Below are 23,116 nucleotides of genomic sequence, written 5' to 3'. Positions count from 1 at the left end.
TGTTAGAGGCTGGGGTCCAGCAGCTTGTGGGCGTGGATGATGAAGTAGCGAGCGTGGGCGTTGTCCACAGTCGCCTGGGCTTTCGCCTTCCAGGCCTTGTGGGCTTCTTCGTAGTTGGGATAGGCGCCGACGAATTCGACCTGGGATAGGTCGCGGAATTCGGTGCCGGCCACATCCTTCAGTTCGCCGCCGACGACGATATGCAGGAGTTGTTTGTCGCTCATTGCGCAGATGCCTTCTTTGTCGAGGCTGGATTTGGAAGTTACGCGCGTCCGATATGCGCGACCCGGTTAAGGATCAATGGGTGAAGCGTCGGCGCGGCGCAAATGACGCTGGGCGCCTGCGGAATCGGCGCGTTGTAGGTGAAGGGCCGGCCAAAATGGTCGGTGGCCATTCCGCCCGCTTCCCGCACGATCAGATCGGCGGCCGCCAGGTCCCATTCGTTCTTGGGCGACAGGGCGACGGCGGCGTCGAACCGGCCGTCGGCCACCAGGCACATGCGATAGGCCACCGAGTTGCGGCTTTCGATCCGCATGGGCGGCCAGGGTTGCGGCCAGGCGGGGTGGGCGAACATGCGGGCATCGCCCAGCATGGCGCTGTTTTCCAGGTCGGCGGTCGCGCTGGCGTGGATCTGTCCGCCATTCAGGGTCGCCCCTTGACCGGCGACGGCCTCGAACATCTCGTCCAGCGCCGGAGCATAGACCACCCCACAGGCCGGCGCCCCGTCGCCGACCACGGCGATGCAGACGCTGAACCAGGGCTTGTCCTTCAGGTAAGCGGCGGTTCCATCGATGGGGTCGACGCAGAACAGCCGCCGCCTCGCGAGGCGCTCGGGATCATCCACCGTCTCTTCGGACAGCCAGCCGTAGTCCGGCCGCGCCGCCAGCAGGCGTTCGCGCAGCAGCGTGTCCACCGCCAGATCCGCGTCGGTGACGGGCGAGCCGCCTTCCTTGTTCCAGATCTTCAGGCCCGCCGCGCGCATCTCCAGCGCCAGCTTCCCCGCCTCCAGCGCCGCTGTGCGGATGAGGGCGAGGTCCTCGATCATTTACCGGCGATCGCCAGTCCGTCGACCAGCAGCGACGGCGAATTGGCCGAGCCGCGGATTTCCAGGTCCGAACCGGGGACCAGACGCGCGTAGATGTCGATCAGGTTGCCGGCGACGGTGATCTCAGTGACCGGATAGGCCGGCTCGCCGTTGTCGAACCACACGCCCGAGCAGCCCACCGACCAGTCGCCGGTATTGCCGTTCAACGACGGGCCGAACATCGAGGTGACCAGCAGGCCCGATTTCGCGCCCTTCATCAGGGCGGCCAGGTCGTCGGTTCCCGGCTGGAGTGTGAGGTTCGAGGTCGAAACCCCTGGCGGCCCGGCGAGGCCGCGCGAGGCGTGACCGGTGGTCTCCATGCCCAGCTGGCGCGCGGCGGCGCTGTTCAGCAGCCACGTGGTCAGCACGCCGTCTTCGATCAGGGCCATGCGCCGGTTGAGCACGCCTTCATCGTCGAAGGGCGACGAGCCCAGGCCGCGCACCACATGCGGATCGTCGATCAGGTCGACGCCCTTGGCGAACAATTGCTGGCCTAGCTTGTCCTTCAGGAACGACACGCCGCGCGCCACGGCGGGGCCGGAGATGGCGCCGATCAGCGGGCTGAGCAGGGAGACGGCCAGACGGTTCTCGAAGATCACCGGCGCGGTGGTCGACTCGATCTTGCGTGCGCCCAGCCGGGCGGCGGCGCGACGGCCAGCCTCGGTCCCGATGGCGTCGGCGGCGGGCAGATCGGCCGAATGGCGCAGGCTGCGGCCTTCGCCGCCCCGCTCCATGGCCGCGCCTTCGCCGGCGATGGCCGAGGCGGACAGGGAAAAGCCGGTGGCGCGGTGATCGCCTACGAAGCCCGCGCTGGTGGCCATCAGCCAGTTGGACGCCGACCACGCGGCCGAACCGCCGTCGGAATTGGTCACGCCTTCGACCGCGCGCGCGGCGGCCTCAGCGATGCGGGCCTGGTCCTCCAGCGACTCCGCCGAGGGCTCATAGGCGTCATACAGATCGAGGTCGGCGTGTGGTCCCTTGGCCAGCCGGTCCTGCGGGGCGAAGCCGGCATAGGGATCTTCGGGCGCAAGGCGGGCCATGGCCACGGCCCGCTCGATCAGCTTGCGCCGTCCTTCGCTCGACAGGTCCGAGCCGGAGACGACCGCCTGACGCTTGCCCACGAAAACGCGGACGCCCAGGTCCTGGGCCTCTTCGCGCTCCACCTCCTCCAGATCGCCCATGCGGACATTCACGGAAAGGGACTGGCGCTCGGCGAAGACGGCTTCGGCGGCGTCGGCTCCGGCCTTGAGGGCCGCGCCGATCACGTCATTGAGTAGGTTTTGATCCATGCGCGCCATATGGGGCGCCGCACCCTCGCGGGGCAAGCGCCCAGGCCGCGTCAGACCACCGCGTAGATCAGCAGCACCGCGGCGATGAACACGAAGGCGATCCAGCTGATCAGCATTCCCGCCGCTCGCGGGAGAGAGGCTCCGCCGCTGCTGGACAGGCCGACGGCGTGGGTCAGGCGACCGGCGAACAGCAGCAGGCCGCCCAAGTGGATGGCGAAGGGCAGGGCCCCCAGCTGAGCCAGCAGCACCAGCCCGATCAGACCAACGGGCGCGTACTCGGTGGCGTTGCCGAAGGCGCGGATGGCCTGCGAGAGATCAGGATGGCCGCCGTCGCCCAAGGCGACCTTGTGCCGACGTCGCAGGCGAACGACCCGCACCGACAGCACCAGCAGCAAAAGAATATGCAGACCGACCCACAGCGCCGCTGCGGGTCCCGAAGTCAGACTGTTCACGCGAAGTTCCTTTACGCCCCAGGCCAGTAGGCGCCGCTTCGACGGCGCCCGCAAGTTTCGGGCTTACTGCACCTGCCGCCCGACCGGATAAAGCAGGTGGCGCTCATCGTAGTAGGGGGTGCGGGCATAGAACCAGGCCAGGCGCGCGTCCTGGCTCTTGGCGAACTCCGGTTCGGCCGCCAGCTTGGCGTCGAACTCGGCCTTCAGATTCGGATCGGCCGCCAGCATCCGCTCGGCCAGCGGCGCGATGGCGTAGCCTTCGATGTATTCCACCCGCTGCAGGATTTCGGGGAAGAAGCCCCAGGCGAAGAAGCTCTCCTCGCTCTCCGGTTCCAGCAGCAGGACGGCGAGTTCGCCAAGGGGCTGGTCGGTCGGCACGCGAACGGAGCCGATCGGGAAGGTGACGTTGCGGGTCTCATGGACCGCCTTACCGGCGTTGATCTGCACGTGGCCCTCATTGCCGCGCGGGGCGACCTTGGCGGCGGGCAGGCGCAGCATGTCGACCGGGACGGTCTGCGGTGCGGTCAGCGTCTGCATTTGAATGCCATGAACTCTCAGGCGCTCGATGATCTGCGGCTTGGTGGCCGGGACGTAATAGGCGACCGGCGGGGTGATCTTCAGGCTCGGCTGGGCGGCGTAGAGAGTCTCGATCCACGGCTTGGGATCGGGCTTGCCCAGCCAGCGGATCTCGGTCCCGCCGGAAGCGGGGCTCTCATAGGTTTCGTATTGGATGCCGAGGAAGGGGCGCTGACCCACCGGCTTGTCGGAGGGCTCGAAGGCGACCGCCACCTCGGCGGGACGCAAAGTCCGGTCGGCTGCCATGGCGGCCTTCGCCCCCGCGCCGTCACGGGCGACGACCCTCAAGCTCTCCTCAAGCAGGACGTAGGTCCCAAGCACGCGCTGGCGGTAGGGTTTGAGGGAGTGGTTCTCGACCAGCACCGTCGGGGTGTGTCGCGCATCGCCAAAGCCGGTGGAGAAGCGCAGCCCACTGGGATCGACCGTTAGTCCCTCCTTGGGCTTGCGGTCATCCTTGGCGAAAATCAGCTCGCCCGGAATATGGCCCGCCGCCTTCAGCGCCTTTTCGGTGGCCGGCAGGAAGCTCTTGTCTAGCCAGGCGGTGATCGCCGGTGAGCGGTGGAAGCTGCGGCCCAGATAACCTTCCCAGCCGTAGGTGATGTCGTACTGGTAGTCGACGCCGTCGGTCACATGGATGTCCATGTAGAGCGCCGGATCGAACCGGTTGATCAGGCCGAGCATGGCCTGCATCTCCGGCGAGTCGAGCTTGCCGTAGTCGCGGTTTAGATTGAGGTTCTGGGCCGTATGACGCCAGCCCTGGATCACCGGCCCGCGCTGGTTGGGGCGATTGAAGCGACCGGCCCGCTCATGGCCGTCGACGCTGAAAATCGGCACGAAGACGAAGTTCACGCCGTCCAGCAGCTTGTCCTTGCCCCGCAGGGCGATGTCCCGCAGCAGCATCAGCCCCGCGTCCTTGCCGTCGATCTCGCCGGGGTGGATGCCTGCCTGGGCCAGGAGCACCGGCTTGTTCGGATCCAGCGTCGCGCCGTCCTTGGACGCGATCACCACCAGCATGTCGCGACCCTCGGGCGACTTGCCGAACACCTCCAGCTTCAGCAGCCCGTTCGAGGCCGCGACCAGACGCTCCAGATAGGCGCGGGTCTCGGCATAGCTGGGGCTGTCGGTCAGGCCGGTCTTTTCCGACGGGGTGATCCAGGGATCGTTCGGCTTTGCGACCAGCTTCTCGCTCGCCCCCTTCCAACTCGGGGCGGGTGGAAGGATGTCGCTGTCCCACGGCGCGGCGAGCGCGGTGGTGGAGATCAGTGCGGCCAGCACGGCCCCGCTCACGATGCGCATGGGATCGAACCTACTTCTTGGATTTCCAGATGGGCGCGCCGTCGCCGGGCAGACCCAGGCGCGACCACTTCTCGCTGACCGCCTCGATGACGTCCTGGTCCATGCGGATTTCCTCGCCCCATTCGCGATGGGTCTCGGGCTCCCACTTGTCGGTGGCGTCGAGTCCGATCTTGGAGCCAAGGCCGCTCTGGGGAGAGGCGAAGTCGAGGTAGTCGATGGGGGTGTTCTCGATCACCGTGATGTCCCGCGCCGGGTCCATCTTGGTGCTGACCGCCCACATGACGTCCTTCCAGTCGCGGACGTTGATGTCGTCGTCCACGACGATCACCCACTTGGTGTACATGAACTGACGCAGATAGCTCCACACACCCAGCATCACGCGCTTGGCGTGACCGGGATAGGCCTTCTTCATCGACACCACGGCGATGCGGTAGCTGCACCCTTCGGGCGGCAGCCAGAAGTCGGTGATCTCGGGGAACTGTTGGCGGATGAGGGGAATGAACACCTCGTTCAGCGCTTCGCCCAATACGCTCGGCTCGTCCGGCGGACGGCCTGTGAAGGTCGTCAGGTAGATCGGGTCCTTGCGCATGGTGATCGCGGTGACCTCGAAGACCGGGAATTTCTCGACGCTGTTGTAGTAGCCGGTGTGGTCGCCGTACGGCCCCTCGTCGGCGTACTCGTCCAGCAGGACGTGGCCCTCCAGGACGATCTCGGCCTGGGCGGGAACCATCAGGGGCACGGTCTTGGCCGCGACGAGCTCGGCCTTGGCGCCGCGCAGCAGGCCGGCGAACTGATACTCGCTCAGGGTGTCGGGCACCGGCGTCACGGCCGCCAGGATGGTGCCCGGATCGGCCCCCAGGACGGCGCAGGCGGGCAGCGGCTCTCTGGAACCGGTCTTCTTATGGCGGGCATAGTGCTGGGCGCCGCCGCGGTGGGCCAGCCAGCGCATGATGCAGCGGTTCTGGCCGATCACTTGCATCCGATAGATGCCGAGGTTGAAGTCGTCTTCGCGGTCCTTGCCCGGGCCCTTGGTGACGACTAGCGGCCAGGTGATCAGCGGCGCGGGCTCGCCCGGCCAACAGGTCTGGATCGGCAGCTTGGAGAGGTCGATCTGGTCGCCGGTGAGGACCACCTCCTGCACCGGGGCCTTCTTCACCACGGCGGGGCGCATGCTCATGACCGTCTTGGCCAGGGGCAGCATGTCGAAGGCGTCCTTCAGGCCCTTGGGCGGCTGCGGCTGGCGCAGGAAGGCCAGGAGTTCGCCCACTTCTCGAAGCTCGCCGGCGGTTGTGCGGCTCTCACCGCCCAGGGTCACGCCCATGGCGACCCGCGCCACCGTGCCGAACAGGTTGGCCAGGGCCGGCATATCCGACTTCGTGCCGTCCGCCTTGATGACGTTTTCGAACAGCACGGCCGGCCCGCCAGTGGCGAGCAGACGCGTCTGGATCTCGGTCATCTCCAGGACCGAGGACACCGGTTCGGAGACCCGGACCAGTTCGCCCTTCGCCTCCAGCATGGCCATGAATTCGCGGAGGGATCGGTAGGCCATGGACACTCCAGTACGTCCTTCGACTGACCAGCCCGCTTTAGCGGGCGTGTCGAAGGACGCAAAGCCCAACCGTCGCATCGACATCATCCAGCTGGGCTGATAATCGTTCGCAAGTTTTTCCAGGAGCGGACATGCACGACGGCGCGGTTACGGCCGAAGAGATGCAAGCGGGCGATGTTCGTCCCCTGAGCGCGGCCCGTCCCGGCGACCGCGGCGTCATCGTCCACGTCGGCGATCACAGCCGGCATGGCGTCCTGGCCGCCGAGGAGCTGGAGCGCCGCCTGCTGGAGCTCGGCTTCGTCGAGGGCGCCGCCATTGAGCTGCTGCACGAAGGCATGATCGGCGGGGACCCCATCGCGGTGCGGGTCGACGACATGCGCGTGGCCCTGCGCCGGCTGGAGGCCAGCGCTATTGATGTTCGTTTCGAGTCCGGATCCAAGCTTTGACCGACGTGACGCTTCCCTCCCTGCGCGCGGCGCTGGTGGGCAATCCCAATTCCGGCAAGACCGCCCTGTTCAACGCCCTCACCGGCGCGCGGCAGAAGGTGGCCAACTACGCCGGCGTGACCGTCGAGCGTAAGGAAGGCGTGCTGACCACGCCCGCCGGCCGCACGTTGTCGGTGCTCGACCTGCCCGGCACCTACTCCCTGCGGGCCCGCAGCCCGGACGAGATCGTCACCCGCGACGCGGTGCTTGGCCGGCTGGCCGGCGAGACGCCGCCGGACGTGGTGGTCTGCGTGGCCGACGCCACCAACCTGCGGCTGATCCTGCGCTTGGTGCTGGAGCTGAAGCAGGTCGGGCGGCCGTTCGTCCTGGCCCTCAACATGTTCGACATCGCCCAGCGCCAGGGCCTGCAGATCGACATCGAGCGCCTGTCGCAGGAGATCGGCGCGCCGATCGTCACCACGGTCGCCACCCGCAAGCGCGGGCTGGAAGACCTGCTGCGCCAGGTCGATGCGGTGGCCGACACCGTCAAGCCGGGCGAGAACGTCTGGCACGAGCCGACCTCCGCCGACCTGCGCCAGGCCCACAGCGAGGCCCGCCGGATCGTCAAGGCCTGCGTCAAGCCGGCCGAGCGGCCCGACACCATCACCGGCCGCATCGACAGCGTGCTGCTGCACCCGGCGGCGGGCCTGGCGATCCTGCTGGGCCTGCTGTTCGTCATGTTCCAGGCGGTGTTCACCTGGGCGACCCCGGCCATGGACGGGATCGAGGCGGGTTTCGCCGCGCTGGGGGCCGGCATCGACGCGGTGCTGCCCGACGGTCTGGTGCAAAGCCTGCTGATCGACGGCCTGATCGGCGGGGTGGGCAGCGTGCTGGTCTTCCTGCCGCAGATCCTGATCCTGTTCTTCTTCATCATCCTGCTCGAGGACAGCGGGTACATGGCCCGCGCGGCCTTCCTTATGGACAAGATCATGGGCGGGGCGGGCCTGCACGGCAGGGCGTTCATCCCCCTGCTGTCCAGCTTCGCCTGCGCCATCCCCGGCATCATGTCGACGCGGGTGATCGACAACAAACAGGACCGCCTGACCACTATCCTGGTCGCGCCGCTGATGACCTGTTCGGCGCGGATTCCGGTCTACACCCTGATCATCGCCGCCTTCATTCCCAACACCACCGTCTGGGGCTTCGTCAGCCTGCAGGGGCTGGTGATGTTCGGGCTCTATGCGGCCGGTATCGTCAGCGCGCTGCTCGTCTCCTTCGTCATCCGCCGCATCTTCTGGAGGGGGTCGGTGGAGCCCTTCATGATGGAGCTGCCGACCTACAAGACGCCCGACATCAAGAACGTGCTGATGAACCTGTGGATCAGGGCGCGTATCTTCATCAGCCGCGCGGGTCGCATCATCCTGCCGCTGATGATCCTGGTGTGGGCGCTGTCGACCTTCCCCTATCCGCCCGAGGGTGCGACCGGCCCGGCGATCGATTATAGCTTCGCGGGCATGATCGGGCATTTCATCCTGCCGGTCATGCAGCCCATCGGCTTCAACTGGCAGATGTCGATCGCCCTGATCCCGGGCATGGCCGCCCGCGAGGTGGCGGTGGCGGTGCTTGGGACCGTCTACTCGGTCAGCGAGGCGGACGGCGCGACCGACGCCCTGGCGACCACCCTGTCGAGCCAGTGGTCGATCGCCACGGCCCTGGCGTTCCTGGCCTGGTACGTGTTCGCGCCCCAGTGCGCGCCCACCCTGGGCGTGGTCAAGCGCGAGACCAACGGCTGGCTGTGGCCGTCGGTGATGTTCATCTACATGGTCTCGCTGGCCTATCTGGCGGCCTTCGTGACCTTCCGGGTGGCGAGCGCCTTTGGCCTAGGCTAGCGCGTGGGAACCGGCACGTCGCCGCGGTAGTCGTAGAAGCCGCGGCCGACCTTGCGGCCCAGCCAGCCGGCCTCGACGTACTTCACCAGCAGCGGGCAGGGGCGGTACTTGCTGTCGGCCAGGCCTTCGTACAGCACGTTCATGATCGACAGGACGGTGTCCAGGCCGATGAAGTCGCCCAGTTCGAGCGGGCCCATCGGATGGTTGGCGCCCAGCTTCATGGCGGTGTCGATGGCGTCGACCGTGCCCACGCCCTCGTACAGGGTGTAGATCGCCTCGTTGATCATCGGCACCAGCACGCGGTTGACGATGAAGGCCGGGAAGTCTTCGGCGTTCGAGGTGGTCTTGCCCAGGGATTGGGCGAAATTGACGGCCGTCTCGTAGGTCGGAACGTCCGTGGCGATGCCGCGGATGATCTCGACCAGCTTCATCAACGGCACCGGGTTCATGAAGTGCAGGCCGATGAACCGCTCGGGCCGGTCGGTGACCGAGGCCAGACGGGTGATCGAGATGGACGAGGTGTTGGACGCCAGCAGCGTGTCGGGTCCCAGGTGGGGCACCAGGCTGCGGAAGATGGTCTTCTTGAGCTCTTCGTTCTCGGTCGCCGCCTCGATGGCGATGTCCGTGGCCCCGACGGCCGCGATGTCCTCGGCCGGCTTGATGCGGCCCAGGGCCGCCTTCATGGCCGCGTCGTCGATGATTCCACGGCCGACTTGGCGCGCCAGGTTCTTTTCGATCAGGGCGACACCCGCCTCGATCCTGTCGCGGGACAGGTCGTGGAGGAGCACGTCATACCCCGCCAGAGCCACCACATGCGCGATGCCGGAACCCATCTGGCCAGCGCCGATAACGCCGACCGACTTGATATCTACCATTACCCAAGCCTTGGCTTGAACGCTCCGGCGGCGCCGTCGCTGAAAAAACAAGCGGGATATGTAGCACGAACGTCCGTATGGCCCACAAGGGTTTGCTGCGACGCAGCGAAACGAGCCCTAGCGATCCAACTGGCTGTTGGCCAAGACCCAGTCGCGCAGCACCTCGATCCGCGCCAGCTTGGGGCTGTCGGCCCGCCAGACGAAGTGGTGGGCGGTGGGAATATCGACCTCGCCGGCCAGGGGGCGGACCAGCCGGCCCGAGGCCAGATCGGCCTGGGCGAAGCCGATCCGGCCCAGGGCGACCCCAATGCCCTCGGCCGCCGCGTCCAGCATGAACGAGGTGTCGTCGAAGCTGACGCCCCGGTTGGCGGCGGGCGGCGTCGGCAGGCCGTGCGCGTCGAACCACAACCGCCAGGGAATGCCGGTGTGACGCAGCAGGGGAACCTCGGCCAGGTCCTCGGGCCGGTTGATGGCGTGGCGCGCCAGGAAGTCGGGGCTGCACAGCGGCGCCAGCCGGTCGGGGAAGATCTGGCGGCTTTCCAGGCCCGGCCAGGGGCCGATGCCGAAGCGGATGGCCACATCCACGCCGTCGGAGCGCAGGTTGGCCAAGCCGTCGTCGGTGCGCACTTCCAGCGCCGAATCGATGGCCGCCAGTTCGGCCATGCGCGGCGCCAGCCAGCGGCGGGCGAAGGAGGGGCCAATCGAGATCACCAGCGGGCACAGCGACGCCTGGAACCGCGCCGACTCGACGCCCGAGCGCAGGTCCTGCGCGGCCTTGGCCACGACCTTGGCCAGCTCCTCGGCGGCCGGGGTGGGCTGCATGTCGTTGCCCACGCGGATGAACAGGGTCTGTTCCAGCTCCACCTCCAGCCGGCGAATCTGCTGGCTGACGGCGCCGTGGGTGACGTGCAGCTCCAGCGCCGCGCGGCTGTAGCTGCGGTGGCGGACGGCGGCTTCGAGGGCGCACAGGCTGTTGAACGAGACGCGCGACAGCATGGCTAGGTCCCCGCCGCGACGGCTTCGACCACGTGGGTGCGATAGAGCACCGCCAGCAGGTCGGTCTGGGTGACCAGGCCGATCAGGACCTGGGCGTAGTCGACCACCATCACCTCATGCGCCTCGCCGCTGGACAGCAGGGGCAGCAGGGCCTGGATGGGCGTGTCGGCGGTGACGCGATGGGCGGCCGGATCAAGCAGGTCGGCGACAAGGCCGTCGCCGCCGGCCTGCAACTCGGCGCGCCGGACCAGCCCGGCGACGCGGCCCTGGGCGTCGATGGCCGGGGCGGTGCGCAGGTCATGCTCCAGCAGGACGGCGAGGGCGCTCTGGGCGCTCTGATCGGCCGACACGCTGACCACGTCGCGGGACATGATCTGGCCGCACAGGATGCGCGAATGCAGCCGGCGATGGGCCTGAAGTTCGACCTGGCGGAACAGCAGGTCCAGGTCCTGGCGGCTGACGTCCAGAAGCTCGCCGTACTGGGCCAATGCCTTGTCGAGGTCGGCGGGGGTGTAGCCCGCCCGCTCGCTCGGCGGCGGGTCCTCGGTCTTGTGGACATTGACCGGGGCGGGGGTGCGGTGCGGATAGGTCCGGCCGGTCAGGTTCACATAGATCATCCCCGCCATCACCAGCAGGATCGAGCACAGGGCGACCGGCTCCAGCACATAGCCGTAGTTCAGCGAGCCGGGCGCCGCGCCGACCGCCAGGGTCGCGCTCAGGGCCACCGCTCCGCCCGGCGGATGCAGTACGCCGAGCAGCGACATCAGCAGGATGGCGACCCCCACCGCCATGGCCGCCGCCAGGACCTGATGGGGAATGAACAGGGCGCAGGTCACCCCGACGATGGCCGACAGGGTGTTGCCGCCGATCACCGCGCGGGGCTGAGCCAGGGGGCTGGCCGGCAGGGCGAAGACCAGGACGGCGGAGGCGCCGAGCGGCGCCATCAGCAGGGGCGTCTGCAGCGCGTCGCCACCGCCCGCGATCAGGCGCGCGGTCATGCCGGCCGCCGCGATCCCGAACAGCGCGCCGGCGCCGGAACGCAGGGCGTCCTTGGGCGAGATGGGGGCTTTCCCCGGAGGAGGGCCATGGGCGAGAAGGTCATGGCGGGTTGTTAGCTCGACTCACAGGCGCGCGCAAAATCTGGGTTCGCTTTGGTGGGCGTGTGGGACGTGTGTCTCCATTCGCCGATGTGGAGCGGAGGGCGCGGGGATAAGTCCGGGCGCGGGGCGGGCGGCTGGCGTGCGTCAGGCGACAGGCGACCGTCGCGCAAGGCGCGGCGTGGCGCGGGATCGGGCTGGAGGGGTGGGTTGAGCGGATCTCCATGCCCCATCATCCCACGCCGGGGACAGGGGCGGACAAGCGGGGCGACGGATGTCTCCAGTGTCTCCCATTTGGGGTCGGGAGTAGCGGGAAGATACGTCTCGAGAGGCTACTTTTTGGGGGGTAAGAGCTCTCGTCTGTTCGGTCAGTCACTGCAAGCTAGGCCGATACGTTTGCACGCGGTAAAGTTGAGCCATGGTTGATCTTGAACGCGGGATGCCGGGTTACGCGCAGTTTGAACTGCCGAAGTCTGAGGAACTGGAGGGTACCGACGGGTGGACCCCTACGGAGTGGCAGGCCGACTTTCTGACCACGCGCGAGCGTATCTCAACGGCTTTGCGTGTCCGCGATCCCTATATCGTCATCGCCCGAAGCGCGGCGCGCCTCATTATGGAGGGCGGTAAGCCGGAAGAGCTTCACCCGGAGTTTGAGCGTCTAGAGCAGGCCTTCGTGGAACTGCTTCAAGCCCATCTGCTAATACAAGAGCCGTCGGTGCGTGCGGTGCCGACGTCTCCCGGCAGCTTTGTTCGACTCTGGGCCACCATCGCCCGCAATTTCTGGGGGTTCACTCGCCGCCAGGAGGAGAAAGGCGATCATACGGAGCCGCAGCGGCGAGCTACATTCTTGGCTCAAGTTCAGACGCTTCACTACCGCAATCTGTTCACGCGGGACGATTGTGAGCGGACAATGCAGGCGCTGCTGGCACGCGTGGATGCGCAATCCGGTCAGGCGCTGGGCTACCGTTTATCTGATCTTTTTCGCGCGGGGGTGAGGCTTCTCGACCTAGTGATGGAGCGGTTTGGGACATACACCCAACAAGTCCGCACAATCCTCACCGCGAAAAATCGCGATCAGATTCTGGGAGCCATCCAGTTCATTTGCGAATGTAGCCCGACCGCTGCGCGTGCTTGGCGTGGACGGGGGGCATTGTTTCCAAAGCTTGAAGATTTACGCGACGCGGCGTTTCAGCTTTCCGAGCTCGGCTATCCTTGGGCGTTTACGCTGCCGCGCTCAATGATCAAGTTGGAGTTCTCTCCAAAGATCGTCGAGGCGCTCTATGGGATATCAGTGCGGCCGGGAGAACTGGAGGGGACCAACCCAGATCATCTCTATCTCGACAATCCAGTCTGGCGCCGGCCGTATGTACGTCTTCCAAATGACGACCTTTTCATCCCACTGCCGCAGCTGATTTTTTCGTTTCCCTTCGCGATCGTTGAAGGGCTGATGACTGGGCACACTGCGCTCAAGGCGGCTTACGAAAACGCACGTGCCTCGTACTTAGAAGCGACGATTGTCGATCTCGTTAAGACTGGCATGCCCAGCGCAGCAATTTATCACAGCGTGTTGTGGGACGATCCAGAGGAAGGGAAAGTCTGGGAGAACGACGTCGTCGCCGTGATTGGTAATTTCGTTTTTCTCTTTGAGGCGAAATCGGGGGGGATCAAAGATGCGGCGCGACGCGGCGGCATCCTCAGTCTCGAAAAGAATTTCAAAGAGCTTTTCATTGAACCAAGCGAGCAAGCGGGCCGCTTGCAGAGCTACCTAGATACGGCCCGTGACCAAGTAAAACTTCGCCTAAAGGCTACGGGGGAGCCGATCGATCTTCAGATGGATCGCCCCAAGGTTGTTTTCAGCTTCAGCGTTTGCATCGAGCACTTCGCATCCCTCACCAGCGCCAAATCTTATCTGAAGGATATAGGCTTGGTCACCGAAGAGATGACTTGGTCTCCCGTAATTTCTCTCGGTGAATTGCATATGATCGTGCGGTTCTTAGATAGTGAAGTTTCACTCATTCACTACTTAACGCGCCGGTCCACTTTAGAGCAGGTGTTCGATTTTCACGCAGATGAACAGGATCTATTATCTGCCTATCTGAACAACGGGCTATGGATCGATGGTAGCCAGTTGCAGGGTCAGAAGATCGCATTCTTTAAATCCGATGGCGCGGTCCGGCGGCCTAAGACGCCGCGCACTGATCGGACCGTGGTTGAACTCTTCGGGATGCCGCGCCCCCCACTATGGGAGGCGACAGTGCGCGAGATCTATAAGAGCAACGACCAGCGGCACCGCTTCGACATCATAAATGCAATCCTCAATCAGCTACCGGCAGCGCTGGGGGAGATCGAAAAGCGTATCCGCCGTTATCGGCGTGGCGAGCCGCTGAGAGGTGAAGACACTTTCTTCGTCAAATACCCAATCGGGAAAAAGCAGTTCGCTGTGATGGTCCACTTGGAGAAACGTCTGACGGACCCCGAAGCGTTTCAAAACGCAGGGCGCAACTGTGCCATGGAATTGTATGAAGAGGGTGGGGCTGTCGAATGCGCGACTTTCTTCTTCGCACGCAAAGCCAAGGGCGACACTTTTTCAATGGCGAGCTTTTTCCGCCTTCTTAGTCGCCCAATAGCTCTGCCCCACTAGCGCCCTCACAATATCGACAAAACTCACCTGTAGCAGCCCTTCGCAAGGGCGGCTTCGGTGCGCCGCTGGCCATAGCTTCCTAAGAGGCGAGTCCCCCTTGACTCCCCCTCCCTTCCCGCCAACACTTAAGCAAATGCTACAGTATCAATCCGCACCCCTCGATCTCGCCTTCCAGGCCCTGTCCGATCCTGGGCGACGGGCCATGGTGGAGCGGCTGAGCTTTGGTCCCGCTTCGGTCAGCGAACTGGCCAAGCCCTTGCCGATGACCCTGTCGGCGGTGGTCCAGCACCTGAAGATCCTTGAGGGGGCGGGGCTGGTGAAGAGCCAGAAGGTGGGCCGGGTGCGCACCTGTTCGCTGGAGGTCGCGGCCATGGTCCAGGTCGAGCGCTGGATCGCCGAGCGCAAGCGGTTCTGGGAGCAGCAATACGATCAACTGGAGGCCTATCTGGCCAAGACCGCCCCTGAGGAGGGGGAGCAATGACGATCACCAACGCGACCTTCACCATCGAGCGGGTGCTGAACGCTTCGCCTTCGCGGGTCTTTGCGGCCTATGCCAGCCTTGAGGCCAAGAGGGCCTGGTTCAAGGCGCCGGCCGAGATCGAAACGCTCAACCGCGACTTCGATTTCCGCGTCGGGGGCAAGGAGCGGTTCCACGCCCGCTGGCCCAGCGGCCTGGTCACCGACTTCCAGGCGACCTATCACGACATCGTCGAGAACGAGCGGATCATCCTGGTCTACGACATGTTCAGCGACGCCGAGAAGCTGTCGGTCTCGCTGATGACGCTGGAGTTCCGGGCCGAGGGCGGCAAGACCCGGCTGCTGCACACCGAGCAGGGCTCGTATCTGAGCGGCGGCCTGGAGGCCGTGCAGGGCCGCGAGCATGGCACGACCTGGCATGTGGACAATCTGGTCGCCGTGATCGAGGGCCGTGAGCCGAAGGCCTTCTCATGACCATCGAGCTCTTCGCGCATCCGTTCTCGTCCTACTGCCAGAAGGCGCTGATCGCCCTTTATGAGAATGACGTCCCCTTCGTCTTCCGGATGCTGGAGGATGAAGGCGTCGGCGAGGAATTCGCGTCGCTGTGGCCGCTGAAGCGCTTCCCGATCCTTCGCGAGGGCGGGCGCGTGGTGATGGAGACGTCGGTCATCATCGAATATCTGCAGGTGCGTCATCCGGGGCCGGTGAAGCTGATCCCCGCTGATCCGGACCTGGCGCTTGAAGCGCGGATGCTGGACCGGTTCTTCGACAACTACGTCATGACGCCCCAGGGGCAGTGCGTTTACGAGTCCCTGCGGCCGGCCGAGAGCAAAGACCCTTACGGCGCCCTGGAGGCGCGCAAGATGCTGGACGCCAGCTATGCCTGGCTGGACCAGTACATGGCGGGGCGCACCTGGGCGGTTGGCGAGACCTTCACCCTGGCCGATTGCGCCGCGGCGCCGTCGCTGTTCTACGCGGACTGGACGCACAAGATTCCCGAGCAGTACGGTCATCTGCTGGCCTACCGCGCGCGCCTGTTGCAGCGGCCGTCCTTCGCCCGGGCGGTGGATGAGGCGCGGGGCTTTCGCCACTATTTCCCGCTGGGGGCGCCGGATCGGGACTAGGGCGGCCAGGCATCGCCCGTTAGCTCAGCTCACAACCTCGGATAAAACCTATCGTTGGTCAGCGACCCTCGTGCGGGGGCATGTTCGGGTCACGGCGCGCCGCTGACCTAAAGCTCTTTCCCGAGGTGATGTGTGATGAAGATCCTGCTTTTGGCGGGCGTGACCACGCTTGTCCTGACCCTTGGCGCCGCCGGCGTCTTTCCCAATCCTGTCCACAAGGACGAACTGCGCTGGACCGAAGGGCTGGTGCTTGAAAGCCCGCGCTGAGGTTGGCGGTGAGATTGAAGAGGGCCCGGATGGCTTCCGGGCCTTTTTCTTTTTGAGAGAAGTCCGCTCCGATTCCCTGGGCCTTGTGCCCAGGGTCCCTGTGTCCGCTGGCGTTGGGCGAGCCGGGTTTGCTCCGTGCGGGCGGAGGCAGGGACCCTCGCCACAGGGGCGAGGGAGGCGGGTTTAGGTGGGCGGCCCCTGAGCTCTACGATCTGGGACCCGGCCTGCGCCGGGGTGAGCGGATTGGGAGCCTAGACGTCCTTCTTCCACCAGGCGGCGTCGTCCTCGCCCGCCTGGAAGGCCTTGGCGTAGGCGCCGACTTCGGTGGTCTTGGGGCGGGGGGCGGCGGCGCGGGCGGTGACCTCCTCCTCGTACTGCTCCTGGGTCTGGGCCGTGGGGGCCATCTCGACCTTGGCGCCGTAGGATTCGGCGATCTTGCGGGCGCGGTGGGCGGCCAGCTCGGGGCCGAGCAGGCCGCGCTCGTCGGCGCCGCCCAGGGACAGGACCGCCCCGCGCGAGGTGACGGAACCGCTGTTGTTCACCTCGGCCACCACATCGGCGCCGGCGCGCACGGTGGCGTAGAGAGTCTCGGCAGGAGCCGGGCCCTCCAGCGGCTTGAGGGCGGTCAGGCCGCGTTGCTGCTGGCGGGCCAGCTGCTCGGGCGTGGCGGTCTGGGAGGGCGGCGGGGCCTTTGGCGGCTCGGGCGCACGGGCCTGGACCGGGGGCTCGTTGGCGCGCGCGGCGGCGTCCCCGTCCGGTCGGCCGGCGGGGTGTCGCAGGAAGGACGCGTTATTGAGCGGCGTAAGGGCCATTAACGATTTGTGCGGCTGTTCGCCCGAGTCGGCAAGGCGGGCGGCGCGCACGCAAAAGGCCCCGGAAGTCGCCTTCCGGGGCCTTGGCGTCTCCTGTGCGGAGCGGTCTTACTTGCCGGCGGCCTTGAGGGCCTCGGTCAGTTCGGGGATGGCGGTCTTGTAGTCCGCCACCAGGCCGTAGTCGGCGACCTGGAAGATCGGGGCGTCGGCGTCCTTGTTGATGGCGACGATGACCTTGGAGTCCTTCATCCCGGCCAGGTGCTGGATGGCGCCCGAGATGCCGACGGCGATGTACAGCGACGGGGCGACGACCTTGCCGGTCTGGCCGACCTGGTAGTCGTTCGGCGCATAGCCGGCGTCGACAGCGGCGCGCGAGGCGCCGACAGCCGCGCCCAGCAGATCGGCCAGGGGCTCGATCACGCGCTGGAACTCCTCGGCCGAGCCCATGGCGCGACCGCCCGAGACGACGATCTTGGCGGCGCCCAGCTCGGGGCGGTCCGACTTGACCATCTCTTCGGAGACGAAGCGGGTGTGGGCCGGGGCGCCGGCGGCGTCCGCCTTTTCGATCGCGGCCGAGCCGCCTTCCGCCGCCGCCTTGAAGACGGTGGGGCGGACGGTGGCGATGACCTTGGGCTCGGAGGTCTGGACGGTCTCCAGCGCGTTGCCGGCGTAGATCGGACGCACGAAGGTCTTGGCGTCCACCACCTCGATGATGTCGCTGATCAGCGAGACGTCGAGCTTGGCGGCGATGCGCGGCGCGATGTTCTTGCCCTGCGAGGTCGAGGGGATGAGCACGGCGTCGTAGCCGGCGGCCAGGGGAACGATGGTGGCTTCGAACGCCTCGGCCAGGCCTTGGCCCAGAGCGTCGCTGTCGGCGGTCAGGACCTTGCGCACGCCGGCGATGCCGGCCGCGGCCTTGGCCGCGGCGTCCACGCCCTTGCCGGCGACGAGGATGTCGATGTCGCCCCCGAAGGCTTGCGCCGCGGTGACGGTCTTGTTGGTGGTGTCGCGCACCAGGCCGTCGTGGTGATCGGCGATGACGAGAACGGCCATTAGAGGACCCCCGCTTCGTTCTTCAGCTTCATGACCAGGTCAGAGGCGGTCTCGACCTTGATGCCGGCCGAGCGCTTGGCCGGCTCGGTGACCTTGAGGACCTTGAGGCGCGGCGCGATGTCGACGCCGTAGTCGGCCGGGGCCTTGACGTCGATCGGCTTCTTCTTGGCCTTCATGATGTTGGGCAGCGACGCGTAGCGCGGCTCGTTGAGGCGCAGGTCAGCGGTGATCACCGCCGGCAGGTCCACGTCCAGGGTCTGCAGGCCGCCGTCCACCTCACGGGTGACCTTGGCGGACTTGCCCGACAGCTCGATCTTGGAGGCGAAGGTCGCCTGCGGCCAGTCGAGCAGGGCGGCCAGCATCTGGCCCACGGCGTTGTTGTCGCCGTCGATGGCCTGCTTGCCCATGACCACGAAGCCGGGGGCTTCTTCGCCGATGACAGCCTTGAGCAGCTTGGCGACGGCCAGCGGCTCGGGGTCGGCGTCGGTCTGGATCAGGATGCCGCGATCGGCGCCCATGGCCAGGGCCGTGCGGATGGTTTCCTGCGCCTGCGCCGGGCCGATGGAGACGACGACGATCTCTTCGACCGCGCCTTTCTCTTTCAGGCGGACGGCTTCCTCGACCCCGATCTCGTCGAAGGGGTTCATGGACATCTTGACGTTGGCGAGATCAACGCCGGTCTGGTCGGGTTTGACCCGCGCCTTGACGTTGTAGTCGATCACCCGTTTGACCGGGACCAGCACCTTCATCGGGTTCAGCCTCTTTGTCTGACTAAGCGTTCCTGCGTTCCCAACGGGAATTAAAGCCTCCGGCGCGCATTGCAAGCTTCCGTTAGCGTCAACGTCAGGTTTGTCGGGAAAGAGGGGCGTCCGCGGCGCTTCGCCCCTAGAAATACGCGCCTTGGGCGACTAAAGGCGGGACCCATGAACCGGTTCCTCTATCGCTTGAAGATCTTCTTCCTGGCCGTTTTCGCGGTCAGCTGCGTCGTCGTGGTGATCTACCACTCCTTCTGGGTCTGGCCGTCGCAACGCTGCGAGAGCAAGGGCAACTGGTGGGATGGCTCGACGCGCACCTGCGCGGTGCCGGTGCCGCTCTATATGATCACCGGGCGGCCCAATAAGCCGTTCGTGCCGGAAGATCCGAACGCGCCGGAGAACGCTCCGCCCAAGGCCGCCGCTGCTCCGGCCGCCGAGCCCACGCCGGCCACGCCGCCGAAGAAGTAGGCCCTAGCGCGTCGCGCCGGGACGCCAGAGCACGTCACCCGCGCCGCCGTCATTGGCGTGGCGGGAGGCGACGAACAGCAAGTCCGACAGGCGGTTGAGGTATTTCAACGCCGGCTCGCTGACGATCTCGCCCGGCTCGGCCATCAGCGCGACGCATAGCCGTTCCGCCCGCCGGCAGACCGTGCGGGCCTGATGCAGATAGGCCGCCGCCGCGGACCCGCCGGGCAGGACAAAAGAGTTCAGCGGCGACAGGGCCGCGTTCAGTTCGTCAATCTCGCTCTCCAGCCGGGTGACCTGGCTGTCGAGAATGCGCAGCGGCTCCCAGTCGGGCTTGCCATGCTGTTCCGGCGTGGCGAGGTCCGCGCCCAGGTCGAAGAGTTCGTTCTGGATGCGGCCAAGAATCGGGTCGAGCACGGGGTCCTGGGCGGTATGCAGCCGAACCAATCCCAGGCAGGCGTTGGTCTCGTCCACCGCGCCATAGGTTTCCACCCGCAAGGAGGCCTTGCTGACTGGAGCGCCCGTGGACAGTCGGGTCATGCCCTTGTCGCCGGTGCGAGTGTAGATGCGGTTGAGGGTGACCACGGCCTAGCGGCTCTTGATCCAGACCGCGGCCAGGACGACGGCGATGGCCACCGCCTGCAGGACCACGCGAAGCTGCATCAGCTTGTTTGAGCGCTCCGGCGAGCCCGCGCCGCCGCGCGCCATGGAATAGAGCCCGAGGCCCAGGGCGCCGAGCACCGCCAGCAGCGCGATCGGGACGAGGATGAGGAAAAGCGTGTCCATTGCGTCATGCTACTGCGCCGCTCCCGCCGGCGCCACGAGGTTGCGCCCCAAATTTCAGAGAACGTGTTCGACTAATTTGGGAGAACATGTTCGATGAAGTTTGCGAATATTGCTCTGAGGTGCTATTTCTTGGCTTGGCTGTGGGGCTGAACGGGTCGGGATCAAACCGGCCGCCAAGGATAAAAGCAGAGATATGAACCTCCTCCTGGACGCGGGCCGTTTCGCGCTCGTCTTCGCCGCATGAGCTACGAACCCCTCACCATCGAAGCGGACTCCGAAGCTCCGCAGGTCAAGGTCAACCGCCGCACGATCGCCAAGCAGCGCACGCGCGAGAAGGTTCTAGAGGCCGCCCGCACGCTGTTCATCCAGCGCGGCTATGAAGGCGCCACCATCCGCGACATCGCGCAGGCCGCCGGCATGTCGACGGGCGCGGTGTTCGCCAACTTCGCCGACAAGAGCGAGCTGTTCGACGCGATCATCAAGAGCGACCTGGAGCTGCTGCACGAGCAGATGGCCACGGCCGCGTCCAACGCCGCTGGCGTCGAGCGCGCGCTGCTGGACATGTTCGGCGCCGGCTATCGCCTCTATCTGCGTCAGCTGCCGATGGTTCAGGCCATCGTGTCGGCCTCGTGGACGCGCGACCAGAACAACGAGACCCAGCACCGCATGGCCCTCAAGCCGCTGCTGGATCTGGTGCAGAGCGCCCTGCAACGCGGTGTGGCCGACGGCGAGATCGCCAAGACCGTCGATCTGTCGCTGATGCTGGAGACGGTGTGGGACCTCTATCTGGTCAACTACCGCCGCGCCGTGTTCGACGAGCTGGGCTTCGACCAACTGATGGCCCGCCTGTCCACGCAGCTCAGCATGCTGCTGCGGGGCGCTCGCCCCTAAGGCCCATGGACGAGCCCGTCGGCATCCGTAAGGCCCAGAAGCTGGCCACGCGCCAGAAGGTTCTGAAGGCCGCCCGCGAGCTCTTCGCTGAGATCGGGTATGAAGACGCCACCATCCGCGTTATCGCCGAACGGGCGGGCGTGTCGATCGGTGGCGTCTTCACCACCTTTTCCTCCAAGGCCGAGGTGCTGCAACACGTCGTCTATGACTGGGCCGAAGAGGGGCTCTATCAGGAGCTCGATCAGCGCGCCCCGGAACTGACCGGATCGACGCCCGAGCGCCTGGTGGCCCTCATGCGGATCATCTTCAGTTTCGAGTCCCAGAGACTGAAGGTCATGCTGGCCCATATCGGCCTGTCCTTCGATCCCTATCCCGCGCCCGGCGCGCGGCCATTCGGGCACAATCAGCGGCTGCTGGGCCATATGCGCCAGGTGCTGCTCGACGGCGTGGAGCGCGGCGATGTGGCGTCTGACGCCGACATCGACCTGATCGTCGACACCGTCGCGGGCGCCTATGCCTGGAACTTCCGCATGGCGGCCCGAGGCGCGGACGCCGAGCAGGTCATGGGCCTGCTCGACCGCCAGATCCAGCTGATCGCCCGAGGCTTCGCCGCCAAGTCGAACTAGTCCTCCAGCAGGCGCCGGGCGATGACCTGGGCCTGGATCTCTCCCGCACCTTCGAAGATGTTCAGGATGCGCGCGTCGGCCAGCAGGCGGCTGGCGGCGTACTCCATGGCGAAGCCGTTGCCGCCGTGAATCTGCAGGGCGTTGTCGGCGGCGGCCCAGGCGACACGGGCGGCGATCAGTTTGGCCATGCCGGCTTCGAGGTCGCAGCGCTCGCCGTCATCCTTCCGCCGGGCGGCGAAATAGGTCAGCTGCCGCACGCCCATGATCTCGGCCGCCATCATGGCCAGCTTGTTGTGGACCCGCGGAAACTCGAAGATCGCCTTGCCGAACTGCTTGCGGTCGAGGGCGTAGGTCAGCCCGGTCTCCATGGCCGACTGGGCGACGCCGATGGCGCGGGCGGCGGTCTGGATGCGGGCGCTCTCGAAGGTGGCCATCAGCTGCTTGAAGCCCTGCCCCTCGACCCCGCCCAGCAGGTTTTCGGCCGGAACGGTGAAGCCGTCGAAGCCGATCTCGTATTCCTTCATCCCGCGATAGCCGATCACGCCGATCTCGCCGCCGGTCATGCCGGGGGTGGGGAAGGCGTCGTCATCGTCGCCGCGCAGCTTGGGCGCCAGCAACATGGACAGGCCGCGATAGTCTGTGGTGTTCGGGTCGGTGCGGACCAGCAGGGTCATCACGTCCGCGCGGGCGGCGTGGGTGATCCAGGTCTTGTTTCCGGTGACCACGTACTGGCCGCCCTCCAGCGTCGCGCGGGTGCGTAGCGCGCCGAGGTCGGAGCCGGTGTTCGGTTCGGTGAAGACGGCCGTCGGCAAGACTTCGGCCGAGGCGATGGCGGGCAGCCAGTCGTTCTTCTGGTCTTCGGTGCCGCCGGTCAGGATCAGTTCGGCGGCGATCTCTGAACGGGTGCCCAGAGAGCCGACGCCGATCCAGCCGCGCGACAATTCCTCGGACACCACGCACATGGCGGTCTTGCCCATGCCCGAGCCGCCGTATTCCTCCGGGATGGTCAGGCCGAAGACGCCGAGCTGGCCCAGTTCCTCCAGCAGCTCCAGGGGGATCAGCTGGTCCTTCAGATGCCAGTCGTGGGCGAAGGGGACGACCTTCTCCTGGGCGAAGGCGTGAAACTGGTCCCGGATCATCTCGTAGGTTTCGTCGAGGCCGGTGTTCTCAAGGGTGGGGCGACCGCGCGCCTCGGCCAACCGCCGGGCCAGTCGGGTCTTGATGGCCTGGCCGCCGCCCTGGGCGAGCAGGGTGGTGAGGGCGGGAGCGAACAGATGCTCCACCGCCTCGTCACCGACGCCGAGGTCGGAGGGGCGGATGATCTCGCCCTGGTTCATTGGGATGCCGCCGACCAACTGGCTGGCGTATTCGGCGAACAGAAGTTGGGCCAGCATGGCTTCGATTTCGCCAAAGCGACCCTCGTCCTCTAGGGTCGAGGCCCACTGCGCGACCTGGGTCAGCAGTTCGGCATAGGCGGCGTACCAGCCAAAGCCATGGACGGCGTGCTGCTCGTCATCGGCCAGGGCGCGGTCGATCTTGCCATCGACGCTGATGCGCGCCTTCACGGCGGGCTTGGCGGCGGCGACGAAGGCCTTGGCCCCCTCGGCCGCCTCGCGCAGCAGTTCGGTCAGGCCCGCCAGAATCAGGGCTTCAGCCATGGTGTCTCTCCCCTGTCTTATCGTTGTTTAGGC

25 protein-coding genes are annotated in these 23,116 nt (G+C 66.3%); 10 read left to right on the top strand and 15 right to left on the bottom strand.

All coding sequences use genetic code 11. The features are described from left to right. Positions 1-2: 2 nt before the first annotated feature. From O5K31_RS14475 to O5K31_RS14450, 6 genes are all read right to left on the bottom strand, one after another. Positions 3-233, bottom strand: coding sequence for a DUF4170 domain-containing protein (locus O5K31_RS14475; protein WP_269717068.1), 231 nt, complete (start codon positions 231-233; stop codon positions 3-5). Between the two features lie 29 nt (positions 234-262). Next, positions 263-1,042 carry a 3'(2'),5'-bisphosphate nucleotidase CysQ gene (locus O5K31_RS14470; protein ID WP_269717067.1) on the bottom strand — a complete coding sequence of 260 codons (780 nt, stop codon included), beginning with the start codon at positions 1,040-1,042 and terminating at the stop codon, positions 263-265. Then, positions 1,042-2,373: a TldD/PmbA family protein gene (locus O5K31_RS14465; RefSeq protein WP_269714442.1), complete on the bottom strand. Its 1,332-nt coding sequence runs from the start codon at positions 2,371-2,373 to the stop codon at positions 1,042-1,044. The genes O5K31_RS14470 and O5K31_RS14465 overlap by 1 nt, the downstream gene beginning before the upstream one ends. Before the next feature lie 50 nt (positions 2,374-2,423). Further along, on the bottom strand, positions 2,424-2,825 hold the full coding sequence (locus O5K31_RS14460) for an MAPEG family protein (RefSeq protein WP_269714440.1): 402 nt from the start codon (positions 2,823-2,825) through the stop codon (positions 2,424-2,426). 63 nt (positions 2,826-2,888) lie between these two features. Beyond that, positions 2,889-4,697, bottom strand: coding sequence for a M14 family metallopeptidase (locus tag O5K31_RS14455; protein ID WP_269714438.1), 1,809 nt, complete (start codon positions 4,695-4,697; stop codon positions 2,889-2,891). A gap of 10 nt (positions 4,698-4,707) precedes the next feature. Then, positions 4,708-6,246 carry a UbiD family decarboxylase gene (locus tag O5K31_RS14450; protein ID WP_269714437.1) on the bottom strand — a complete coding sequence of 513 codons (1,539 nt, stop codon included), beginning with the start codon at positions 6,244-6,246 and terminating at the stop codon, positions 4,708-4,710. 131 nt (positions 6,247-6,377) lie between these two features. Between O5K31_RS14450 and O5K31_RS14445 the strand changes: the two genes are divergently transcribed. Together O5K31_RS14445 and feoB are read left to right on the top strand one after the other, a co-directional pair. Next, positions 6,378-6,692, top strand: a complete 315-nt coding sequence (locus tag O5K31_RS14445; protein WP_269714435.1) for a FeoA family protein — start codon at positions 6,378-6,380, stop codon at positions 6,690-6,692. Next, complete coding sequence (gene feoB, locus O5K31_RS14440; protein ID WP_269714434.1) at positions 6,689-8,560, top strand: ferrous iron transporter B; 1,872 nt, start codon at positions 6,689-6,691, stop codon at positions 8,558-8,560. The genes O5K31_RS14445 and feoB overlap by 4 nt, the downstream gene beginning before the upstream one ends. On the opposite strand, the gene O5K31_RS14435 is transcribed toward feoB, so the two are convergent. The 3 genes from O5K31_RS14435 to O5K31_RS14425 form a co-directional block, all read right to left on the bottom strand. Next, positions 8,557-9,435, bottom strand: coding sequence for a 3-hydroxybutyryl-CoA dehydrogenase (locus O5K31_RS14435; RefSeq protein WP_269714432.1), 879 nt, complete (start codon positions 9,433-9,435; stop codon positions 8,557-8,559). The genes feoB and O5K31_RS14435 overlap by 4 nt on opposite strands. Before the next feature lie 117 nt (positions 9,436-9,552). Next, positions 9,553-10,431: a LysR substrate-binding domain-containing protein gene (locus O5K31_RS14430; RefSeq protein WP_269714431.1), complete on the bottom strand. Its 879-nt coding sequence runs from the start codon at positions 10,429-10,431 to the stop codon at positions 9,553-9,555. Between the two features lie 2 nt (positions 10,432-10,433). Continuing rightward, a complete protein-coding gene (locus tag O5K31_RS14425; protein WP_442867785.1) occupies positions 10,434-11,492 on the bottom strand; it encodes an HPP family protein in 1,059 nt (352 codons plus the stop codon). A gap of 454 nt (positions 11,493-11,946) precedes the next feature. On the opposite strand from O5K31_RS14425, the gene O5K31_RS14420 reads away from it, so the two are divergent. The 5 genes from O5K31_RS14420 to O5K31_RS14400 all read left to right on the top strand — a co-directional run bounded on the left by O5K31_RS14420 (position 11,947) and on the right by O5K31_RS14400 (position 16,037). Continuing rightward, a complete protein-coding gene (locus O5K31_RS14420) occupies positions 11,947-14,169 on the top strand; it encodes a hypothetical protein (RefSeq protein WP_269714427.1) in 2,223 nt (740 codons plus the stop codon). Between the two features lie 133 nt (positions 14,170-14,302). Continuing rightward, positions 14,303-14,650 (top strand): ArsR/SmtB family transcription factor, encoded by a 348-nt coding sequence (locus O5K31_RS14415; protein ID WP_269714425.1) that lies wholly within the window; start codon positions 14,303-14,305, stop codon positions 14,648-14,650. Beyond that, complete coding sequence (locus tag O5K31_RS14410; RefSeq protein WP_269714423.1) at positions 14,647-15,120, top strand: SRPBCC family protein; 474 nt, start codon at positions 14,647-14,649, stop codon at positions 15,118-15,120. Before O5K31_RS14415 ends, O5K31_RS14410 begins: the two co-directional genes overlap by 4 nt. Beyond that, a complete protein-coding gene (locus O5K31_RS14405; protein WP_269714421.1) occupies positions 15,117-15,770 on the top strand; it encodes a glutathione S-transferase family protein in 654 nt (217 codons plus the stop codon). Before O5K31_RS14410 ends, O5K31_RS14405 begins: the two co-directional genes overlap by 4 nt. Before the next feature lie 135 nt (positions 15,771-15,905). Further along, a complete protein-coding gene (locus tag O5K31_RS14400) occupies positions 15,906-16,037 on the top strand; it encodes a hypothetical protein (RefSeq protein WP_269714419.1) in 132 nt (43 codons plus the stop codon). A 251-nt stretch (positions 16,038-16,288) separates the two neighbouring features. Here O5K31_RS14400 and O5K31_RS14395 read toward each other — a convergent pair whose 3' ends face one another. Genes O5K31_RS14395 through O5K31_RS14385 form a run of 3 tightly spaced genes read right to left on the bottom strand, consistent with a single transcriptional unit; the run spans position 16,289 to position 18,651 of the window. Further along, on the bottom strand, positions 16,289-16,900 hold the full coding sequence (locus O5K31_RS14395; RefSeq protein WP_269714417.1) for a hypothetical protein: 612 nt from the start codon (positions 16,898-16,900) through the stop codon (positions 16,289-16,291). A gap of 57 nt (positions 16,901-16,957) precedes the next feature. Continuing rightward, complete coding sequence (locus O5K31_RS14390) at positions 16,958-17,902, bottom strand: electron transfer flavoprotein subunit alpha/FixB family protein (protein WP_269714415.1); 945 nt, start codon at positions 17,900-17,902, stop codon at positions 16,958-16,960. Continuing rightward, complete coding sequence (locus O5K31_RS14385; RefSeq protein WP_269714413.1) at positions 17,902-18,651, bottom strand: electron transfer flavoprotein subunit beta/FixA family protein; 750 nt, start codon at positions 18,649-18,651, stop codon at positions 17,902-17,904. Before O5K31_RS14385 ends, O5K31_RS14390 begins: the two co-directional genes overlap by 1 nt. 174 nt (positions 18,652-18,825) lie before the next feature. Here O5K31_RS14385 and O5K31_RS14380 point away from each other — a divergent pair, with 174 nt between their 5' ends. Further along, a complete protein-coding gene (locus O5K31_RS14380; protein ID WP_269714412.1) occupies positions 18,826-19,125 on the top strand; it encodes a hypothetical protein in 300 nt (99 codons plus the stop codon). Positions 19,126-19,128: 3 nt separating this feature from the next. Here O5K31_RS14380 and O5K31_RS14375 read toward each other — a convergent pair whose 3' ends face one another. Continuing rightward, entirely contained in the window at positions 19,129-19,707 is a 579-nt protein-coding gene (locus tag O5K31_RS14375) for a cob(I)yrinic acid a,c-diamide adenosyltransferase (RefSeq protein WP_269714410.1), read from the bottom strand. 3 nt (positions 19,708-19,710) lie between these two features. Further along, complete coding sequence (locus O5K31_RS14370) at positions 19,711-19,908, bottom strand: twin transmembrane helix small protein (protein WP_269714408.1); 198 nt, start codon at positions 19,906-19,908, stop codon at positions 19,711-19,713. 240 nt (positions 19,909-20,148) lie between these two features. Between O5K31_RS14370 and O5K31_RS14365 the strand changes: the two genes are divergently transcribed. Both O5K31_RS14365 and O5K31_RS14360 read left to right on the top strand, forming a co-directional pair. Next, a complete protein-coding gene (locus O5K31_RS14365) occupies positions 20,149-20,799 on the top strand; it encodes a TetR/AcrR family transcriptional regulator (RefSeq protein WP_269714405.1) in 651 nt (216 codons plus the stop codon). Positions 20,800-20,804: 5 nt separating this feature from the next. Then, positions 20,805-21,425: a TetR/AcrR family transcriptional regulator gene (locus O5K31_RS14360; protein WP_269714404.1), complete on the top strand. Its 621-nt coding sequence runs from the start codon at positions 20,805-20,807 to the stop codon at positions 21,423-21,425. Here the strand turns inward: O5K31_RS14360 and O5K31_RS14355 are convergent. Continuing rightward, the gene (locus O5K31_RS14355; RefSeq protein ID WP_269714403.1) at positions 21,422-23,083 is read right to left on the bottom strand and encodes an acyl-CoA dehydrogenase family protein; all 1,662 of its coding nucleotides are present in this window, start codon (positions 23,081-23,083) and stop codon (positions 21,422-21,424) included. The genes O5K31_RS14360 and O5K31_RS14355 overlap by 4 nt on opposite strands. Between the last annotated feature and the right edge of the window lie 33 nt (positions 23,084-23,116).

It is taken from the genome of Caulobacter sp. NIBR2454 (genome assembly GCF_027474405.1).
Lineage (GTDB): Bacteria > Pseudomonadota > Alphaproteobacteria > Caulobacterales > Caulobacteraceae > Caulobacter.
Note: the sequence above shows the minus strand (reverse complement) of the source record. Positions and strands in the feature narration are given on the sequence as shown.

Coding starts and splice junctions, on each gene's coding strand:
- O5K31_RS14465 (WP_269714442.1), bottom strand. CDS start 2,373: ATGGATCAAAACCTACTCAATGACGTGATCGGCGCGGCCCTCAAGGCC.
- O5K31_RS14455 (WP_269714438.1), bottom strand. CDS start 4,697: ATGCGCATCGTGAGCGGGGCCGTGCTGGCCGCACTGATCTCCACCACC.
- O5K31_RS14450 (WP_269714437.1), bottom strand. CDS start 6,246: ATGGCCTACCGATCCCTCCGCGAATTCATGGCCATGCTGGAGGCGAAG.
- O5K31_RS14445 (WP_269714435.1), top strand. CDS start 6,378: ATGCACGACGGCGCGGTTACGGCCGAAGAGATGCAAGCGGGCGATGTT.
- O5K31_RS14435 (WP_269714432.1), bottom strand. CDS start 9,435: ATGGTAGATATCAAGTCGGTCGGCGTTATCGGCGCTGGCCAGATGGGT.
- O5K31_RS14430 (WP_269714431.1), bottom strand. CDS start 10,431: ATGCTGTCGCGCGTCTCGTTCAACAGCCTGTGCGCCCTCGAAGCCGCC.
- O5K31_RS14420 (WP_269714427.1), top strand. CDS start 11,947: ATGGTTGATCTTGAACGCGGGATGCCGGGTTACGCGCAGTTTGAACTG.
- O5K31_RS14415 (WP_269714425.1), top strand. CDS start 14,303: ATGCTACAGTATCAATCCGCACCCCTCGATCTCGCCTTCCAGGCCCTG.
- O5K31_RS14410 (WP_269714423.1), top strand. CDS start 14,647: ATGACGATCACCAACGCGACCTTCACCATCGAGCGGGTGCTGAACGCT.
- O5K31_RS14405 (WP_269714421.1), top strand. CDS start 15,117: ATGACCATCGAGCTCTTCGCGCATCCGTTCTCGTCCTACTGCCAGAAG.
- O5K31_RS14400 (WP_269714419.1), top strand. CDS start 15,906: ATGAAGATCCTGCTTTTGGCGGGCGTGACCACGCTTGTCCTGACCCTT.
- O5K31_RS14390 (WP_269714415.1), bottom strand. CDS start 17,902: ATGGCCGTTCTCGTCATCGCCGATCACCACGACGGCCTGGTGCGCGAC.
- O5K31_RS14385 (WP_269714413.1), bottom strand. CDS start 18,651: ATGAAGGTGCTGGTCCCGGTCAAACGGGTGATCGACTACAACGTCAAG.
- O5K31_RS14380 (WP_269714412.1), top strand. CDS start 18,826: ATGAACCGGTTCCTCTATCGCTTGAAGATCTTCTTCCTGGCCGTTTTC.
- O5K31_RS14370 (WP_269714408.1), bottom strand. CDS start 19,908: ATGGACACGCTTTTCCTCATCCTCGTCCCGATCGCGCTGCTGGCGGTG.
- O5K31_RS14365 (WP_269714405.1), top strand. CDS start 20,149: ATGAGCTACGAACCCCTCACCATCGAAGCGGACTCCGAAGCTCCGCAG.
- O5K31_RS14360 (WP_269714404.1), top strand. CDS start 20,805: ATGGACGAGCCCGTCGGCATCCGTAAGGCCCAGAAGCTGGCCACGCGC.
- O5K31_RS14355 (WP_269714403.1), bottom strand. CDS start 23,083: ATGGCTGAAGCCCTGATTCTGGCGGGCCTGACCGAACTGCTGCGCGAG.